We start from the raw sequence: 17,767 nt of genomic DNA on the forward strand, positions 1-17,767 counted from the left end.
GCCTGATCATGGCCGCCACCCGTCGCCCCACCGTCCTCGCGGCAGCCGTCGCGACCGCCGTCGCCCTGGGCGCGAGCGCCCTCACGCTCCCGGCGGTCGCCGCCGACGCCGCCCCGGCCGCCCCGCCGAAGCTGGAGCTCAAGGACGGCACGCTGGAGTGGGGCCTGAAGGAGTCCTTCCGGAAGTACGTCACGGGCATGGCCCACGGCAAGATCGAGGCCAAGGACGGCGCCCGGCAGGCCGCGGACAACGGGGTGTTCACGTTCTCCGGGGGCAAGGGCACGTACGACACCGGTACGCACGCCACCGACACCGCTTTCAAGGGCAGCGTCCGCTTCACCTCCACCCTCCACCGCTTCGACATCGGCGTCACCGACGTCAAGGTCCGCACCCAGGGCAAGACCGGTGCCATCCAGGCCGACGTGACGCTGAACGGCTCCGTCCAGAACGACATCGACCTCGCCGCGCTCGACTTGAGCACGGTCAGGCCCGGGCAGGGCGAGGGCGGCGCGATGGTCTTCAAGGACATCCCGGCGGCGCTGACCGCGGACGGCGCGAAGGCGTTCAACGGCATGTACGAGGCGGGCGAGAAGCTCGACCCGGCCACGCTCACGGTGACGGCGGGCGGACCGGTGACCGAAACGCCCACGCAGAAGCCGACGCAGAAGCCCACGGAGAAGCCGACCCAGAAGCCCACGCAGCGCCCCACGAAGAAGCCGACCGACGGCCCGTCCGAGCCCGGCAAGGCCTCGAAGCCCACCACGTCGCAGGGGTCGCAGCAGTCCACGGGCGATGTCGTCGGCGGCCGCCTCTCCTGGGGGCTGAAGGAGAGCTTCCGGAAGTACATCTCCACCGGTGGGAAGGCGACCGTCGCGGGCGGCGCCAAGAAGATCTCCGACGGCTACCGGTTCCCGTACGCCAAGGCGGAGCTGGACTCCGCCGCCAAGAAGGCCGACGCCTCCTTCGGCGGCAGCGTCCGCTTCACGTACAAGGCGCACGGCATCGACATGAAGTTCAGCGACCTCAAGGTGCGGGCGAACGGCGCCAAGGGCACCCTGCTCGCCGACGTCACCACGCCCCAGGGCAAGAACAACGACGTGAAGTTCGCCGCGCTCGACCTCTCCGGGGTCTCGTACAAGGCGAAGAACGACGTCGTGCTGTTCGACAAGGTGCCCGCGACCCTGACGGCGGCGGGCGCCAAGCAGTTCGCCAACGACACGACCGGCTCCCCGTACCGGCCGGGCGAGAAGCTCGACCCGGTGACGGTGGCGCTGTCCTCATCGGCGGGCGCGATGCTCCCGGCCGGCGGCAACACCGGGGCAACGGCCTCCGGTTCGTCCGTCTCCGGTGCCGGCTCCGTGGGCGGCGGCGGTTCCGTCGGCGGCTCGGGCTCGCTGGCGGACACCGGCTCATCGGTCCCCTCCACCGCGCTGCTCGGCGTGGCGGGCGTGGCGCTCGCGGCGGGCGCGGGCGCGGTCGTCGCGGCCCGGCGGCGGGGGAGCGCCGCAGCGGTGTGATGCTTGAATGCGAGGGTGACTGAACCCTTCGACGTACTGCGTGTGTTCTGCGGGCCCGACGGTCGGCACGGCAACGAACTCGGTGTCGTGCGCGACGGGGCCCGCATGCCTGTTCTGGCGGACCGCCAGGCGTACGCAGGGAAACTCGGCTTCAGCGAGACGGTGTTCGTCGACGACCCCGAGCGCGGCGTCATCGACATCTACACGCCGACGCTCAGGCTGCCCTTCGCCGGCCACCCCTGCGTCGGCACGGCCTGGCTGCTCGACGTGCCGGAGCTGGTGACACCCGCGGGTGTGGTGGAGGCGCGCCACGACGGCGAGTTCAGCTGGATCACGGCACGCGCGGACTGGGCGCCGCCGAGGACGCTGCGGCAGTACGGGACGGCGGCGGAGGTCGACGCGCTCGACGTGCCGCCGCCGGGGGAGTGGATCTACGCCTGGGCCTGGGAGGACGAGGCAGCGGGCCGCGTGCGCGCGAGGGGCTTCCCCGGGCGGGGCGACGGCATCGACGAGGACGAGGCGACGGGCGCGGCGGCACTCCTGCTCACCCACGAACTGAGCCGCGCCCTCAACATCACCCAGGGCCACGGCTCCCAACTCCTGACGGCCCCGGGCCCGGGAAACGTGATCGAGGTCGGCGGCCGGGTCAGACAATCCAGCAACATTCTCAGCCCCTCCGGAGCCTGAGTATTTCCAGCCCCTCCGGCGTTTGAGGAGCGGGGGTCCGGGGGCAGAGCCCCCGAGTCGTCACCCCGTCAGGCGCTGAGCGGAAACTCTTCCCCGAGCTCACGAAACACCGCCGTATTCAAAGCGAAAGCGAACTTGCACTCGTCGACGATCCGCCGCTTCTCCAAGTCGTCCGTGACCACCACGTCGATCCCGTCGAGCAGTTCGCGATAGCCCCGCTTGAACGCGGCCGGGTTGGGGATCCCCTCGAAGACGTAGAACCGCACGCCGTCGCCCTTGCGGGCGAAGCCCCAGGTCCGCTCGGCCTTGCCGCGGATGATCTGGCCGCCGGAGAGGTCGCCGAGGTAGCGCGTGTAGTGGTGGGCGACATAGCCGCCGGGCCAGGTGCGCGCACACTCCGCGATCCGTGCCGCGTACGCCTCCGTGGCGGGCAGCGGGGTGAGGCCGGCGCGCCAGTCCGCGCCCCGCAGGTGCGCGAGGTCGCGCTCCAGCTCGCTGACGCGGTGCAGCTCGGGCCGGATGAAGGGTCCCGCGACGGGGTCCTCGCGCAGGGCCTGCGCGCCGTCCTCCAGGGCGCGGTACACGAACCAGAGCTGTTCGGTGTAGCGCGTGTACGCGTCGACGCCGAGCCCGCCGCCGAGGAGGTCGCTCATGAAGGTCGAGGTCTCGGCCTCGGTGTGCTGCTCGTGCGACGCCGTGCGGATGACCGTCGAGAAGGGCGTGAGCGGCGAGTCCATGAAGACCTCCAGGGGAGCCGGGAAGGACGGGGCGGCGGAAACCGGTGACCTCTGCAGATCATGCAAGTTAGGCTTACCTAAGTCAACCGGTTCCCGACACCCTGTCGGTAAAAGACTTACCCGCTCCCGACCCCCGGAACCTCCCGTTCAGCGATCTTCCGCATCACTGCCGGGCCCGTCCTCAGGGCAGCGTGAGGATCTCCGCCCCGGTCGCCGTCACCACCAGCGTGTGCTCGAACTGAGCGGTCCGCTTCCGGTCCTTCGTGACGACGGTCCAGCCGTCCTCCCACATGTCGTACTCGTACGTCCCGAGCGTCAGCATCGGCTCGATCGTGAACGTCATGCCGGGCTGGATGAGCGTCGTGGCGTGCGGGCTGTCGTAGTGCGGGACGATCAGGCCGGAGTGGAAGGACGTGTTGATGCCGTGGCCGGTGAAGTCGCGCACCACGCCGTAACCGAAGCGCTTGGCGTACGACTCGATGACCCGGCCGATGACGTTGATGTGGCGGCCGGGCTTGACGGCCTTGATGGCGCGGTTCAGGGCCTCCCGGGTCCGCTCCACGAGCAGCCTGGACTCCTCGTCGACGTCGCCGACGAGGTAGGTGGCGTTGTTGTCGCCGTGCACGCCGCCGATGTAGGCCGTCACGTCGAGGTTGATGATGTCGCCGTCGTTCAGGACGGTGGAGTCGGGGATCCCGTGGCAGATGACCTCGTTGACCGAGCTGCACAGCGACTTCGGGAAGCCGCGGTAGCCGAGCGTCGAGGGGTAGGCGCCGTGGTCGCACATGTACTCGTGCGCGACGCGGTCCAGCTCATCGGTGGTCACGCCGGGCGCGATGTGTTTCGCGGCCTCTTCCATGGCGCGGGCGGCGATGCGGCCCGCGGTGCGCATCAGCTCGATGGTCTCGGGGGTCTGCACCTCGGGCCCCGTGTACGGGGTCGGCGCGGGTTTCCCCACGTACTCGGGGCGCCTGATGTTGCCGGGTACGGAACGGATGGGGGAGAGCTCCCCTGGGACGAGCAGTGACTGGCCAGACATGTGAGCGAGTCTAGCCAGCCGTCGTGGGGCAGCATGGCCTCAGAGAATGTGACCCGATCGGGGACGGAAGGAGCGGGGCATGGCGCTGTTCAAGAAGCGGACCGTCGGCAAGCCGGGCGAGTGGTTCTACTGCCTGGAGCACCAGAAGGTCGAGGAGGGGCCCGACTGCCCCGGCAAGGACCGGATGGGGCCCTACGCCTCGCGCCAGGAGGCGGAGCACGCGATGCGGACGGCCGCGGAGCGGAATCTCCAGTGGGAGAACGACCCCCGCTGGCACGACACGACGGCCCGCGGCGACGACAAGGCCGACTGACCCCCCGACGCCCCCGCGGGGCACGACCGCCTCCACCCGGCCCGCCCCCGTCGGGGGACGCCCCGCCTCCGCCCGGCCCGTTCCCGGTCGGGGAGCCGATGCGCCTTCGCCTGGCCCGCCCGCGTCGGGGGGGTGATCCGCCTCTGTCCGGTCCGTTCCGGTCGGGGAGCCGATGCGCCTTCGCCTGGTCTGCCCCTGTCGGGGGGGCGATCCGCTTCTGTCCGGTCCGTTCCGGTCGGGGAGCTGATGCGCCTTTGCCTGGCCACGCTCCCGTCGGGGGGCGATCCGTCTCTGTCCGGCCCCCCGCCGGGGAGCTGATGCGCCTTCGCCTGGCCCGCCCCCGTCGGCGGCGATGCGCCTCCGCCCGGCCCGCCCCCGTCAGGGGCGCCCCGCCTCCGCCCGGCCCGCCCCCCCGTCGAGGGGGCGCCCCCCTCCGCCCGGCCCCCCCGTCAGGGGGCCACCGCCTCCGCCGTCCTCTCGCCCTCCTCGCGGCGTCGTCTCGCGTCCGGGTCCGTCGTTGCGTCGTACGACACGAGCCGTGGCAGGAGTGTCGCGAGGACGCCGACCGAGGCCACGCAGGCCAGGCCGCCCGACCAGATGGCGGGCCGCGTGCCCGTCCAGCCCGCCGCCGCGCCCGCGCGGACCTGGCCGAGCTGGGGACCCACGCTGTACGACAGGACCTCGATCCCGGCGAGCCGGCCCCGCAGCTCGTCCGGGATGGTCTGGTTCCAGATCGTGGAGCGGCCGAGACCGCTCGCCATGTCGCCCGCGCCCGCGAGCGCGAGACAGCCGAGCACCACCCAGATGTTCGAGAACCAGCCCGCCGCCGTGACCGCGAGACCCCAGCCCGCCGCGCCGAAGACCACGAGCAGCCCGTGCCGCCGCACCCGCGACGTCCACCCGCTGGTGAGGCTGAACAGCAGCGAGCCGACCGCCCCCGCCGCGTACATCAGGCCGAGCGCCCACTCCGCGTCCAGGTCGTCCGCGAGGAACGGAAAGATCGTGTTCGGGAAGGCGAAGAACATCGCCGCCATGTCGATCGCGTACGTACCGAGCAGCACCGGCCGCGACCACGCGTACCGCGCCCCCTCCGCCAGGCCCTTCAGCGACGGCTTCTCCGCGTCGTGCGCGGCCGGCGCGGGGGAGAGGCGGGTGCACAGGAGCACGGAGACCGCGAAGCAGCCGATCGTGATCGCGTACGCGGAGGCGTGCCCGGCGTACGCCACGACGAGGCCGGCGAGCGAGGGGCCCGCGATGGCCCCCACGTTCCAGCGCAGGGAGTTCAGCGCGGCGGCCGCCGTCAGCTGGTGGTGCGGCACGATCCGCGCCATGAGGGAGTCGAGCGCGGGACGCTGCAGGCCGGCGAGGGCGGAGACGCCCGCCGCGACGACGTACAGCGGCCACAGCATCGGGTCGGGCAGCAGCGCGTTCACCAACAGGACGACGGCCAGCAGGCCCAGCGCCGCCTCGGTCAGGAGGATCACCTTGCGCCGGTCCACGGCGTCGGCGAGCGCGCCGCCGTAGAGCCCGAAGACGATCAGCGGCACCAGCTCGACCGCGCCCATCGCACCGACCGCGACCGGCGAGTCCGTCAGCTCCTTGATCTGCAGCGGCAGGGCCACCATCGCCATGAAGCTGCCGAAGTACGTGACGAGGCCCTGGATCCACAGCAAGCGGAAGTCGCGCGTGGAACGCCAGGGGGAGAGATCGGGCAGTATCGCGGAGAGAGGCACGAAAAGCCATGTTCAGGGCGGTCCGGTGCCGCGAGCAACCGAATTACGCTCCGCGCGGGCGCGGCACGTCACCACCGCGCCGGCGGCGGCGACGTCAGCTGGTCGGCGAGGCGGGACAGGCGGTCGCGCAGCCGCCTGCGGCCCCGCGGCTCGGGCAGCGCGTTCTCCCCGGCGGCCGCGCTCACCAGGTGCTGGACCGTGTCGAGGTCGAGGTCGGTCGTCTCGGGCACCGCCAGCGCCTCGTGCGACAGGGCGCCCAGGTCCCGGTCGCCGGAGCCGAGCGCCAGCACCGTCGCCCCCGCGCGCCGCGCGTCGTGCACCCGCGTGAGCAGCTCCGGATCCGGCGCGTCCGGCGCCACGACGAGCAGCGTCTCGCCGCGCCGCGCCGCCTCGATGCGGCCGAGCCCGGTCGACAGGTGCGCGGGATCCGTGGCGCGCACCCGGTGCCGTACGAGCGTCGGGGTGAGCTCCGGCGTGCCCGACCAGGCCGCCTCGTCGACCAGGTGCGCGGCCAGGTGCCACGGCTCGTACGCCGCCGTGCCCACGAGCAGCAGCCCGCCGCCGTGCGGCACGACGGAGGACCGCAGCGTCCCCGCGAAGCGGCGGGTGGCGCCGAGCCACTCGGTCCCGGCGAGCACTTCGCGCAGCAGCGCGACCCGTACGGCGTCCATGGCGAGGCATCCTGCCCCAACATGCCAGTCGTCACCGGGAGTTCACCGCGAATTCCCCCGGGATGGGGAGGCGCGGAGGATGACTTATGAGACGTCTGTTCCCTTCCGCGCGGGCCGCGAGGGATACGCGAGCTTCCGCATCCCGGCCGTCGTCACCACGGCCTCCGGCACCGTCCTCGCCTTCTGTGAGGGCCGCGTCGGCTCCTCGGAGGACTTCGGCAACATAGACATCGTCCTCAAACGCTCCGCCGACGGCGGCCGCACCTGGGGCCCCCTCCAGGTCGTCGGCAAGAACGGCGCCGACCTCGCGGGCAACCCCGCGCCCGTCGTCCTCGACACCGGCCGCGTCCTCCTCGTCCACGTGCGCAACGCCGCCGCGGCCACCGAGGACGCCATCCGCCGCGGCAAGGTCTCCGCGGCCAACGGACGCCGCGTCTGGGTGCAGCACAGCGACGACGACGGCCTCACCTGGACGGCGCCGCGCGAGATCACCGGCCAGGTGAAGCGGACGAACTGGCGGTGGTACGCGACCACGCCCGGGCACGCCGTGCAGCTCACCACGGGCCGCGTCGTCGTCCCCGCCAACCACTCCCTGCCGCCCACCGGCACCGACAACGGCACCGAGGGCAAGTACAACGGCGGGCACTGCCTGCTGAGCGACGACGGCGGCGCCACCTGGCGCATCGGCTACATCGACGACAACGTCAACGGCTACATCAACGTCAACGAGACCACCGCCGCCGAACTCCCCGACGGGCGCCTGTACCTCAACACCCGCAACGACTCCCCGGCGCCGGGCAACCGCGCCGACGCCCACTCGCGCGACGGCGGCCAGAGCCTCGTCAAGCCGTTCCGCCCGCAGGCCTCGCTCACCGGCCCCGTCGTCGAGTGCAGCGTCCTGCAACTGCGCGACCCCGACATACTGCTCTTCTCCGGCCCCGCCGACCCCGACTTCCGCGCGCTGATGACCGTGCGCCGCTCCACCGACGGCGGCACCACCTGGCGGACCGCCCACACGGTCGACGGGCTGCCGGCCGCCTACTCCGATCTCACACGGCTCGACGAGCACACCGTCGGGCTCCTCTACGAGACCGGCGACTTCAGCGCCTACGAGACGATCTCGTTCCGCCGGATACCGGTGGCGGAACTCGCCGGGTAGCCCCTGACCGGTGACCACCGGGTGCGGAACCGGTGCGTAAGGTCGCCCCATGACCTCTACAGACAGTGCGCAGAACGCTCCCGCCAAGGCCCCCGCCAAGGATCCGTGGGAGCTTCCCGACGTGTCCGGGCTCGTCGTCGGTGTCCTCGGCGGCACCGGTGACCAGGGGCGCGGCCTCGCCTACCGGCTCGCCCGCGCCGGGCAGAAGGTGATCATCGGCTCCCGCGCGGCGGAGCGGGCCCAGGCCGCCGCCGACGAGCTGGGCCTCGGCGTCGAGGGCGCCGACAACGCCGAGTGCGCGCGGCGCAGCGACATCGTGATCGTCGCCGTGCCGTGGGAGGGCCACGGGAAGACCCTGGAATCCCTGCGCGAGGAGCTGAGCGGCAAGCTCGTCGTGGACTGCGTGAACCCGCTCGGCTTCGACAAGAAGGGGGCGTACGCCCTCAAGCCCGAGGAGGGCAGCGCGGCCGAGCAGGCCGCCGCGCTGCTCCCCGACTCGCGCGTCACCGCCGCCTTCCACCACCTCTCGGCCGTCCTCCTCCAGGACCCGGACGTCGAGGAGATCGACACCGACGTGATGGTCCTCGGCGAGCGCCGCGCCGACACCGACGTGGTCCAGGCACTCGCCGCCCGCATCCCCGGCATGCGGGGCATCTTCGCCGGGCGGCTGCGCAACGCCCATCAGGTGGAGTCCCTGGTCGCCAACCTGATCTCCGTGAACCGGCGCTACAAGGCGCACGCGGGGCTGCGGGTCACGGACGTGTAGGGACCCGTGCCGGGCGGGGGCGGGCATGGGGGACACTGGTTGCGTACGCGCACGCGTACGCGACCGTGCTTGCCACGCTTCACCGGACAGGAGCCGTTCCCCATGCCCCGCCTCGCCGTGTACGCCCTCGTCGTCTGCGCCCTCGCCGTCGCCGCGGCCGTGATCTCGTTCGTGCAGGGCAGCTGGCTCGGTGTCGTGTGGGTGCTGCTCGCGGGGCTCTCGTCGAACATGGCGTGGTTCTACCTGCGGCGGGCCAAGCTGGAGCGGGACGCGGCGGCCGCCTCTCCTGCTGCACACTGACCTGACTGCCTGCGCACTGACTCACGCCGCTGGGGGAATCTCCTCCGAGGTCTGCCAGAAGCGGTACAGGTCCTGGCCCCAGTAGGTGTCCCACTCGCTCACGCCGAGGGCGCGGAGGACCGCGTCGATGGCGTCGAAGAACGCGTGGTTGATCTCCGGGATCCACAGCACGGCGAAGACCGCGATCAGCCCGAACGGCGCGAACGGCTCCACCTGGCGGCGGATCCGGTGCGAGAGCCAGGGCTCGATCACGCCGTAGCCGTCGAGGCCCGGGATGGGCAGGGAGTTCAGGATCGCGGCGGTCACCTGGAGCAGGGCGAGGAACGCGAGCGCGTACCGGAAGGTGTCGGGGACGCCGTCCAGGGCGTCGAGCCAGAACGGCGCGGTGCAGACGACGGCGAACGCCACGTTCGTCAGGGGGCCGGCCGCCGAGATCAGGCTGTGCTTCCAGCGGCCCCGGATCCTGCCCCGCTCGATGAAGACCGCCCCGCCGGGCAGGCCGATGCCGCCCATGATCACGAACAGCACCGGCAGCACGATGCTGAGCAGGGCGTGCGTGTACTTGAGCGGGTTGAGGGTCAGATAGCCCTTCGCGCCGATGGAGATGTCGCCGCTGTGCAGGGCGGTGCGCGCGTGCGCGTACTCATGCAGGCAGAGCGAGACGATCCAGGCGGCCGTCACGAAGAGGAAGACGGCGAGCCCGGGGTTGTCCGCGAAGCCGGTCCAGGCGGCCCAGCCGGAGACCGCCGTGACGGCGGCGATCCCCAGGAAGACGGGGCTGATCCGCCGGTCGCTGCGGCGGATGGGGGCGGTGGTCATGGGGCGGGGCTCCTGGAGTCCGACGGCCTGGCGTGCCCGACGCTATCGGGTCCGTGCGGTGAGAACGTCCGGTGAGGGGGCCGGGTTCCTGCTCCCGCCTCAGGTGACGTCGGGTTTCTTGGGCGAGAAGAGCCACGTGTCGAACAGGTCCGTGAGGTCCTCGCCCGATTCCTTCTCGCACAGGGCGATGAACTGCTCGGTGTCGGCGTTCCCGTGCCGGTGTTCGCGCGCCCACGTGCGCAGGATGGTGGAGAAGGCGTGCTCGCCCACGGCCTCGCGCAGCTGGTGCAGGGTCATGGCGCCCCTGCCGTACACCGGCGAGTCCGAGACGCGCGCGGCGGTCGGCGGGTCGGCGGGCGGGAAGCCCCAGATGCCGTCGCTCTCCGGGTGCGTCCCGTCGTAGAAGGAGTCGAAGGTCTCCTGCGCGGTGGGGCCGCCGTGTTCCTCGTCCCACAGCCACTCGGCGTACGTCGCGAAGCCCTCGTTCAGCCACATGTCCTGCCAGGAGCGGGGCGTGACGCTGTTGCCGAACCACTGGTGGGCCAGCTCGTGGACGACGAGGAGGGCGTCCGGGGCCTCTTCGAAGTACGGCTTGGTCTGGGTCTCCAGGGCGTAGCGGAGGTCGGGGAGGTGGTCGACGACGGCGCCGGCCGAGGAGAAGGGGTAGGGGCCGAAGCGGTCCGCGGCCCAGTCGAGGACCTCCGGCACCAGCTCCGGGACGTCGACGGGGCCGTCCGCCTCGTCGGGGTCGACGGCCGTGTAGAGAGGCAGGCCGTCGTCGGTCTTACCGGTGGAGACGTCGAAGACGCCGGTGACGACGGTCGCGACGTAGCTCGCCATGGGTTCTCGGTTGCGCCAGCGGAACGTGGTGCGCTTGCCGCGCCTGTGGGTCTCGTGCAGCGTTCCGTTGCTGACCGCGGTGTAGTCAGACGGCACGGTGACGTCGATGTCGTACGTCGCCTTGTCGGACGGGTGGTGGTTGCCGGGGAACCACGTCATGGAGCCGCTGGGCTCGCCGAGCGCCGCCACGCCGTCGTCCGTCTCGATCCAGCCCTCGTCGCCGCCGTCGCTCGCCGTGAGCATCCGGGGCACCCCGGCGTACCGGACGGTGGTCTTGAAGGTCTTCCCCTCGGCGATGGTGCGCGAGGGCGTGAGCGTCAGCTTGTTCCCGCTCCTGCCGACGCGGGCCTCGGAGCCGTCGATGTCGGCGCGGCGCACGCGCAGGCCCGCGAGGTCCAGGGTGAAGCGGGGCAGGTCCCGGGTGGCCCGCGCGGTGATCACCGCGGTGCCGGTGAGCCGGTTGCTGTCCGGGGTGTAGTCGAGGGTCAGGGCGTAGTGCGTGACGTCGTAGCCGCCGTTGCCGAGCGCGGGGAACAGGTGGTCGTCGACGCGCTTCCCGCCTGCGTCGAGCAGGACGAAGTCCCGCACGGTGCCGTCGCCGTCGTCGCCGTCCCACCAGGTGCGGAAGAGTGCGGCGACCTGCTTGGCCTCGGCCGACTTCGCGGGCAGGTCGGTCCGCACCTCCACGTCGTAGGAGGAATCGGTGACTTCGACCGTGGACAGGGCCTGCGCGTGGCGTGCCGTGCGGGACTCGCCGGTGTCGCGGGCCCAGGCGCGGAACTGCTCCAGGAGGCGGTGCTGGGACTTCCGTACGGGGGCGTCCGGGGGCTGCGTGCCGCTGCATGCCGTCAGGGCGAGGCAGAGGGCCGCCGCGTTGGCGAGGGCGCGCTTCATGAGGGGGCTCCGTCCTGTTGCACGACGGGGAAGAGGGGCGGCGGCACCCTGAGGTTGCCGCCGCCCCTTGCTTCAAGGGGGATCTGCCCGCGTTACTCGGGTGCCACGAGCTGGTTCTCCGCGCCGACGCCGGAGGCGTTGCCGTCGGCGTAGAGGGTCAGTTCGCCGTCCGACCAGCGCACGATGGTGTCGTCGGGCCTTGCGTTGTCGGTGAAGTCGCCGCCGCTGACGATCAGGGCGCGCTTCCACAGGCTGTTCGGGGCCTGCCACTTGTGCTCGCCCCGGAGGGAGCCGGCGCCGGTGAAGTCCTGGTACTGCGTCAGCTCGCCGTCGGACCAGCGCACGACGAGGTCCCAGGTGTCGTCGCCCGAGTGGTCGCCCGCGGCGATCCGGGTGGCGTGCTTCCACGTGCCGGTCCTGGCGGAGCCCGGCGGGACGACCTTGATCTCCTTGCCGAGCTTCTTGTTGCCGCCGGTGTCGCGGTAGAGCGAGACCTCGCCGTCCGACCAGCGCACGACCAGGTCGTCCTGCCGCTTGTTGCCGCCGAAGCGGCCCGCGGTCATCACCTCGGCGTGCTTCCAGGTGCTGTTCTTGGCGACCAGCCGGTACTCGCCGTGGAAGCCCTTCTCGTCGACCGACGGGTAGAGCGTCACCTCGCCGTCCGACCAGCGGACGATCAGGTCCGAGCCGCTGTCACCGGTGAAGTCGCCCGCGACGACCTGCTTGGCGTGGTCGCGCCACAGGGCGCTCGGGCCCTGGACCTTGAACTCCTTGTCGAAGTGGTTCTTGGCCTTGCCCGCGCCCCGGTAGAGGCTCAGCGCGCCGTCCGACCCCATGACGAGCATGTCCGTCCGGTCCTCTGCGGCCGGCCCGTCGAGCGTGAAGTGGCCGTTGGCGATGGTCTTGGCGCGCTTCCACGTGCCGGCGCCCGGCAGCACCGGGTCGGTCATCGGCGGCGGATCGATGCTCGCCGGCTGCTTGCCCGCCTTCGCGGCGTCGTAGATCCGCTTGACGTCCTTGCCGAAGTACGACGAGTACGAGGTGTCCGCGCTGTGACCGCCCGTCATCCAGCCACCGATGACGCCGATCAGCTTCGCCGGCTCGCCGCCCGCCGTGATGAAGGGGCCGCCGGAGGTGCCGCCGACATAGCCGTCGCAGTCGATCTCGGTGAAGGTGCCGCCGCGCCAGAGCCGGCCGCCGCTGTCCTTGACGTTGCCGGTGGCGTACTTCTTCGTCGGCGTGGTGCAGCTGAGCGGGTCCTGCTTCGGCTTGTAGCGGTCACCGCCGTACATGTACGGGTAACCGATCACCTGCGCGGTGTGGCGGAAGCCGGTGTTGAAGCCCATCGGGACGGACCCGACGACGTCCTCGACCTTCTTGCCGTCGCCGCGCGGCTCGGTGGCGAGGAACGCGACGTCGACCGCGGTGTAGTTCTCCTCGCTCTTCTTGGACCCGGTGTAGCCGGGGTCCTTGAAGATGCGGCTCTTCTTGATGGGGAACATGCCGTGCGGCATGGGGTTCCTCGCGCTGTGCTGCGGCACGAAGATCAAGTTTTCCTGGCGGGCGCCGCTGTCGAAGCAGTGCGCCGCCGACACGACCAGGTTCTTGCCCGGGGACGGGACGACGGTGCCGCCGCAGAAGCGGTAGTCGTAGCGGTCCGGGAAGTCGTTGCCCGCCTTCTCGGCCCAGTAGAACGTGCCGACCTCCTTGCGGCCCTTGAAGGGGCGGGAGGGCGAGCGCAGCATGCCCTTGCGCGGCGCCGCGTCCTCCTTCTCCTCGGCGTCTTCGGCGGCCGCGGCCTCGCGGGTCTGCTGCGGCTCGACCGGCTCGGCCTCGGCCATGCGCTCCGGCGTCCAGAACTTCTCGAGTGTGCGGGCCAGTCCCTGGTCAGGGGCCTGGGAGGGCGACTTCGAGGGCTTGGACGAGGGCTTCCCCGACGACGTCGGCGGGGTCGGCGTCGGGTCCGGAGCGGACCACGCCGGAGCCGCGGCGGCCAGGAGCGCGGCCGCGGCGGCTGTCGCAGTCAGACTGCGTCTCATTCTCACAGTGGTGTTCCCCCACGAAAAACGGACCCCGGGCAACCGGAGTCCGATTGGTACACATCAAACGAGAAGTTACGTTACGCATGCATCTGATGATGTGTCGATTTGTTTGGAGAAAGCAGCTTGGAGAAAACAGTGGGGACGACGCGGCGCTTCGCCCGGACCGGAACGCGCGCCGGGGTGCTCGCGGCAGGCGCGCTGCTCCTGGCCGTGGGGTGCTCCGGGGGCGGCGACGGTGACAGCGGAGCCGCCAAGGACGACCCCAATCCGCTGCGCGGTTTCCGCAGCTGGCTGAAGACGAACGACTCGGAGCGCGACGACGCCCTCGCGGGCCACGCCCTGCACATCAGCCTCGACTACCGGCCCGGCGACCGCGACGGAGTCGTCAAGGTCCTCACGGACTACGGACCCTGGGGCGAGGCGGAGGGGCAGGTCGGGCCGCTCGCCGAGGCATTCACGGAGTGGTGGGACGAGGACCCCGCGGCCGGGAGCGCCCGCATCCTCGGGCAGGGCGGGAAGACCGCGAAGACACTCACGCTGTACGACGGTGACGAACCCTCCAACCTCGCGGACGAGTTCCGCTCCTGGACGGCGAAGAACTCCCCGGGCGGCGCGCGCCTCGCCCCGCACGTCACGGACCTCACCATCGGATACGGGGCGAAGGGCGCCGGCGCGGTCACCGTGGCGACGGACTACCTCACGTACAAGGACAAGAAGACCCGGCAGAACCTCGACGCCCTGGGGAAGGCGTTCGCCGACTGGTGGGACGGCGACGAGGGCGCGGGCACGGTCACGGTGACCAGCGAGGACCAGGGCACCCGAGCCGTACGGAAGCTGACCCGCCCGTGAAGCCCTCGTCCCGCCGGCCGCCGCCACCAAGAGACAATGGCCCCGTGCGATACCGCGTCCTGGGGCCGACCCGAGCCGTCCGCGCCGACGGAACCACCGTTCCCGTCGGCGGCGCCCGCCTGCGCGCCCTCCTGACCGCGCTCGCCCTGCACGCGGGACGCCCCGTCCCCGCCCCGGCCCTGGTCGAGGAGGTGTGGACCGGCGAACCTCCGGCCGACGCGACCGGCGCCCTCCAGGCGCTGGTCGGGCGGCTCCGCAGAGCCCTCGGCGCGGACGCCGTCGCCTCGGTGGACGGCGGCTACCGGCTCGGCGCGCGCCCCGACGACGTGGACGCGTTCCGGTTCGACCGGCTGGTCGGCGAAGGCGGGCGCGCGCTGGCCGACGGCGACCCGGCGAAGGCCGCCGCCGTCCTGGACGACGCGCTCGCCCTGTGGACCGGCGAACCCCTCGCCGACCTGCCGGACCGCACCGCGGACGCCGCCCGCCTGCACGCCCGCCACCTCGAAGCCCGGCGCGCCCGGATGGCCGCGGCCCTCTCCCTGGGCGAGGCGGAACGGGCCCTGCCCGAGCTCGCCGCGCTGTGCGAGGCCCACCCCCTCGACGAGCCCCTGCACGTCCTGCGGCTGCGCGCACTGCGCGACACGGGGCGTCCGGCGGAGGCGCTCGCCGCGTACGACGGCGTACGACGTGATCTCGCCGAGCGGCTCGGGGCCGACCCCGGACCCGAACTGAGCAGGCTGCACCAGGAGTTGTTGGAGGGCGGCGCGACGCCGCCCGCTCCGGCGCGAGGCCGGCCTGCCGGGAATCTGCGGGCCCGGCTGACGTCGTTCGTCGGGCGCGAGGACGACATGGACGCACTGCGGGACGACCTCGGGCGGGCGCGTCTCGTGACCCTGCTCGGGCCCGGCGGGGCCGGCAAGACGCGGCTGTCGCAGGAGGCCGCGGAGGCCGTCGCCCCGGACCTGCCGGACGGCGTGTGGCTCGCCGAACTCGCGCCGGTCGATGACCCCGCGGACGTCCCCGAGGCCGTCCTCACCGCGGTCGGCGCCCGCGAGACCGTGCTGCGCGGCGCCGGCGCCGAGGAGCTGCGGGCCCTTGCCGAACGGCACGGCGAGGACCCCGTCGCCCGGCTCGTCGAGCACTGCGCCGCACGCCGCATGCTGATCGTCCTCGACAACTGCGAACACGTCGTCGACGCCGCCGCCCGCCTCGCCGACGAACTGCTCGCCCGCTGCCCCGGCCTGACGGTGCTCGCCACCAGCCGTGAACCCCTCGGCGTACCAGGCGAGTCGCTGCGGCCCGTCGAGCCGCTGCCCGAGCCGGTGGCGGTGCGGCTCTTCGCCGAGCGCGGTGCCGCGGCGCGGCCGGGGTTCACCGTCGAAGGGGATCCGGCGGCCGTCGCCGAGATCTGCCGCAGGCTCGACGGTCTGCCGCTCGCCATCGAGCTGGCCGCCGCCCGGCTGCGGCTGCTCACCCCGCGCCAGATCGCCGACCGTCTCGACGACCGCTTCCGCCTGCTCACCAGCGGCGCCCGCACGGTCCTGCCCCGCCAGCAGACGCTGCGGGCCGTCGTCGACTGGTCCTGGGACCTCCTCGACGACGCCGAGCGGACCGTGCTGCGACGGCTCTCGGTCTTCGCGGGCGGCTGCGACCTGACCGCCGCGGAGGCGGTGTGCGCGGCCGCCGGCAGCACGTACGACGTCGCCGACCTGCTGGGTTCCCTCGTCGACAAGTCCCTTGTCGTGGCGGCCCCTTCGGAGGCGTACGGCAGTGGCATGCGCTACCGGCTCCTGGAGACCGTCGCCGAGTACGCAGGTCAGCGGCTCGACGAGGCCGGTGACCGGGCCGCGGCCGAGCGGGCGCACCTCGTGCACTACCGCGAGGTCGCGAGGACCACCGACCCCGAGCTGCGCGGCCGCGGCCAGCAGGCGGCCGTGCGGCGCCTCGAGGTGGAGTACGAGAACCTGCGCACCGCCCTGCGGCACGCGCTCGCCGCACGGGACGAGCAGGAAGCGCTCTGCCTCGTCCTGTCCCTCTCCTGGTACTGGCAGATGCGCGGCATGCGCATGGAGACCCGCAACTGGGCCCGCGACGTCACGGCCCTCGGCCCCGACCCCTTCGCCCCGCCCGTCGCCCCCGCGCCCCCGCTCCACGAGTCGTGCACGGCCGCGCCCCCGCCGATGAGCCCCGAGCTCCTGGTGGAGGCCCGCCGAGGCGCGCATCTGCTCCTCCTGTCCTGCATGGAGCTGGAACTGGTCGACTGGCAGTCGCCGGAGGCGACGGAGAAGCTGGCCGGCATCAGGCGCGCCTACCGGCCCGGCCTCCCGCAGACCTGCCGCACCCCCGGCAACCTCTGGTTCTACGCCGTGCTCCTCGGCGGCGACATGGACCTGCTGCGCGCCACCCTCGACGAGACCGTCGCCGCGTGCCGTGCCCTCGGATACGACTGGGAGCTCGCCGCCGCCCTCCAGCTGCGCGCCAACATCCTCGCCAACCGCGGCGACTGGGCGGGCGACGCCATCCGCGACGCGGACGAGGCGCTGCGCGGGTTCCGGCGGCTCGGCGACATGTGGGGCATCGCGGAGGCGCTCTCCGCGCGCGGCGAATCACGCGAGCGGCGCGGCGAGTTCACGGCGGCCGCCGAGGACTACGAAGCCGCCGTCGAATATGCCGAACAGCTCGGCGCCCAGACCCAGATGGGCCTGCTCAAGGCCCGCCTCGGCGCGATCCTGACGGACTCGCCGGAGCGGCGGGACCTCTTCGACCGGGGCGAGGCGATGCTGCGGGAGATCCTCGCCGAACCGGGCAGGCACCACACGGGCGAGGTCATGCCCGCCGCCCGGCTCTTCCTCGCCTGCGCACTGGGCCACGACCGCCGCACCGCCGAGGCGCGCGAGCAACTGCGGCTGCTGCGGCAGGAGTTCAACGGCATCGGTTACGCGGTCTTCGACAGCTCCGTGCTCGGCATCTGGGCCTGGCTCGACGCACTGGACGGGCGGTACGCCGAGGGGTTCGCCAGGGCGCGCGAGGCCTTCGAGAAGGCGCTCGACCCGCTGTCGCGGCTGGTCGCCCCGCAGATGGTCTCGGTCCAGCTGTCGCTCGTCGCGATGACGCTGGCCGGGGACGGGGGAGTGCCCGGGGCCGGGCCCGGGGGCGGGTCGGATGGCGGCGCCCGTGCGCGCGACGCGGCGCGCATCCTGGCCGTCGCCGACCGGGAGCTGCCGCCCCGCCACTTCGCGAACACGATGGAGCGGGAGATCCGCGCGGGCGCGCGGGAGCGGTGCCGGGCCGCGCTCGGAGACGAGGCGTTCGAAGCGGCGTACGCGGAGGGCGGCGGCCTCTCCTTGGAAGAAACCGCCGCCCTGTGCGCAGCATGGGCCGAGTGACCCCACGGTGAACCG

At 72.5% G+C, this 17,767-nt stretch carries 15 protein-coding genes; 8 read left to right on the plus strand and 7 right to left on the minus strand.

The window, feature by feature from the left end; all coding sequences use genetic code 11:
• Window positions 1–8 precede the first annotated feature (8 nt).
• Window positions 9–1,517, plus strand: a complete 1,509-nt coding sequence (locus ACZ7LU_RS33110; RefSeq protein ID WP_471918819.1) for an HtaA domain-containing protein — start codon at window positions 9–11, stop codon at window positions 1,515–1,517.
• A 15-nt stretch (window positions 1,518–1,532) separates the two neighbouring features.
• Entirely contained in the window at window positions 1,533–2,204 is a 672-nt protein-coding gene (locus ACZ7LU_RS33115; protein WP_471918820.1) for a PhzF family phenazine biosynthesis protein, read from the plus strand.
• Window positions 2,205–2,272: 68 nt separating this feature from the next.
• Here the strand turns inward: ACZ7LU_RS33115 and ACZ7LU_RS33120 are convergent, their stop codons facing one another.
• Together ACZ7LU_RS33120 and map are read right to left on the minus strand one after the other, a co-directional pair.
• Complete coding sequence (locus ACZ7LU_RS33120; protein ID WP_398297125.1) at window positions 2,273–2,941, minus strand: heme oxygenase (biliverdin-producing); 669 nt, start codon at window positions 2,939–2,941, stop codon at window positions 2,273–2,275.
• A gap of 181 nt (window positions 2,942–3,122) precedes the next feature.
• Window positions 3,123–3,980, minus strand: coding sequence for a type I methionyl aminopeptidase (gene map, locus ACZ7LU_RS33125; RefSeq protein WP_468716142.1), 858 nt, complete (start codon window positions 3,978–3,980; stop codon window positions 3,123–3,125).
• 79 nt (window positions 3,981–4,059) lie between these two features.
• Between map and ACZ7LU_RS33130 the strand changes: the two genes are divergently transcribed.
• Entirely contained in the window at window positions 4,060–4,293 is a 234-nt protein-coding gene (locus tag ACZ7LU_RS33130) for a hypothetical protein (RefSeq protein ID WP_471918821.1), read from the plus strand.
• Window positions 4,294–4,742: 449 nt separating this feature from the next.
• Here the strand turns inward: ACZ7LU_RS33130 and ACZ7LU_RS33135 are convergent, their stop codons facing one another.
• The gene (locus ACZ7LU_RS33135) at window positions 4,743–6,026 is read right to left on the minus strand and encodes an MFS transporter (RefSeq protein WP_471918822.1); all 1,284 of its coding nucleotides are present in this window, start codon (window positions 6,024–6,026) and stop codon (window positions 4,743–4,745) included.
• Window positions 6,027–6,094: 68 nt separating this feature from the next.
• Entirely contained in the window at window positions 6,095–6,697 is a 603-nt protein-coding gene (locus ACZ7LU_RS33140; protein WP_468556140.1) for a hypothetical protein, read from the minus strand.
• A gap of 79 nt (window positions 6,698–6,776) precedes the next feature.
• Between ACZ7LU_RS33140 and ACZ7LU_RS33145 the strand changes: the two genes are divergently transcribed.
• The 3 genes from ACZ7LU_RS33145 (at window position 6,777) to ACZ7LU_RS33155 (ending at window position 8,922) form a co-directional block, all read left to right on the plus strand.
• A complete protein-coding gene (locus ACZ7LU_RS33145) occupies window positions 6,777–7,856 on the plus strand; it encodes a sialidase family protein (RefSeq protein ID WP_471918823.1) in 1,080 nt (359 codons plus the stop codon).
• Between the two features lie 49 nt (window positions 7,857–7,905).
• The gene (gene npdG, locus ACZ7LU_RS33150; RefSeq protein WP_398297113.1) at window positions 7,906–8,622 is read left to right on the plus strand and encodes an NADPH-dependent F420 reductase; all 717 of its coding nucleotides are present in this window, start codon (window positions 7,906–7,908) and stop codon (window positions 8,620–8,622) included.
• Between the two features lie 102 nt (window positions 8,623–8,724).
• On the plus strand, window positions 8,725–8,922 hold the full coding sequence (locus tag ACZ7LU_RS33155; RefSeq protein WP_398297111.1) for a hypothetical protein: 198 nt from the start codon (window positions 8,725–8,727) through the stop codon (window positions 8,920–8,922).
• 21 nt (window positions 8,923–8,943) lie between these two features.
• Here the strand turns inward: ACZ7LU_RS33155 and ACZ7LU_RS33160 are convergent, their stop codons facing one another.
• The 3 genes from ACZ7LU_RS33160 to ACZ7LU_RS33170 form a co-directional block, all read right to left on the minus strand.
• The gene (locus ACZ7LU_RS33160) at window positions 8,944–9,741 is read right to left on the minus strand and encodes a site-2 protease family protein (protein ID WP_398297109.1); all 798 of its coding nucleotides are present in this window, start codon (window positions 9,739–9,741) and stop codon (window positions 8,944–8,946) included.
• A gap of 99 nt (window positions 9,742–9,840) precedes the next feature.
• Window positions 9,841–11,475 (minus strand): M1 family metallopeptidase, encoded by a 1,635-nt coding sequence (locus ACZ7LU_RS33165; RefSeq protein WP_471918824.1) that lies wholly within the window; start codon window positions 11,473–11,475, stop codon window positions 9,841–9,843.
• A 92-nt stretch (window positions 11,476–11,567) separates the two neighbouring features.
• A complete protein-coding gene (locus tag ACZ7LU_RS33170; RefSeq protein WP_471918825.1) occupies window positions 11,568–13,514 on the minus strand; it encodes a trypsin-like serine peptidase in 1,947 nt (648 codons plus the stop codon).
• Window positions 13,515–13,640: 126 nt separating this feature from the next.
• Between ACZ7LU_RS33170 and ACZ7LU_RS33175 the strand changes: the two genes are divergently transcribed.
• Entirely contained in the window at window positions 13,641–14,366 is a 726-nt protein-coding gene (locus tag ACZ7LU_RS33175) for a hypothetical protein (RefSeq protein ID WP_471918826.1), read from the plus strand.
• Window positions 14,367–14,410: 44 nt separating this feature from the next.
• On the plus strand, window positions 14,411–17,752 hold the full coding sequence (locus ACZ7LU_RS33180) for a BTAD domain-containing putative transcriptional regulator (RefSeq protein ID WP_471918827.1): 3,342 nt from the start codon (window positions 14,411–14,413) through the stop codon (window positions 17,750–17,752).
• Window positions 17,753–17,767: the final 15 nt, after the last annotated feature.

Source organism: Streptomyces sp. NPDC039462 (assembly GCF_055639375.1).

Coding starts and splice junctions, on each gene's coding strand:
- map (WP_468716142.1), bottom strand. CDS start 3,980: ATGTCTGGCCAGTCACTGCTCGTCCCAGGGGAGCTCTCCCCCATCCGT.
- ACZ7LU_RS33140 (WP_468556140.1), bottom strand. CDS start 6,697: ATGGACGCCGTACGGGTCGCGCTGCTGCGCGAAGTGCTCGCCGGGACC.
- ACZ7LU_RS33110 (WP_471918819.1), top strand. CDS start 9: ATGGCCGCCACCCGTCGCCCCACCGTCCTCGCGGCAGCCGTCGCGACC.
- ACZ7LU_RS33130 (WP_471918821.1), top strand. CDS start 4,060: ATGGCGCTGTTCAAGAAGCGGACCGTCGGCAAGCCGGGCGAGTGGTTC.
- ACZ7LU_RS33165 (WP_471918824.1), bottom strand. CDS start 11,475: ATGAAGCGCGCCCTCGCCAACGCGGCGGCCCTCTGCCTCGCCCTGACG.
- ACZ7LU_RS33170 (WP_471918825.1), bottom strand. CDS start 13,514: ATGAGACGCAGTCTGACTGCGACAGCCGCCGCGGCCGCGCTCCTGGCC.
- ACZ7LU_RS33160 (WP_398297109.1), bottom strand. CDS start 9,741: ATGACCACCGCCCCCATCCGCCGCAGCGACCGGCGGATCAGCCCCGTC.
- ACZ7LU_RS33120 (WP_398297125.1), bottom strand. CDS start 2,941: ATGGACTCGCCGCTCACGCCCTTCTCGACGGTCATCCGCACGGCGTCG.
- ACZ7LU_RS33145 (WP_471918823.1), top strand. CDS start 6,777: ATGACTTATGAGACGTCTGTTCCCTTCCGCGCGGGCCGCGAGGGATAC.
- ACZ7LU_RS33155 (WP_398297111.1), top strand. CDS start 8,725: ATGCCCCGCCTCGCCGTGTACGCCCTCGTCGTCTGCGCCCTCGCCGTC.
- npdG (WP_398297113.1), top strand. CDS start 7,906: ATGACCTCTACAGACAGTGCGCAGAACGCTCCCGCCAAGGCCCCCGCC.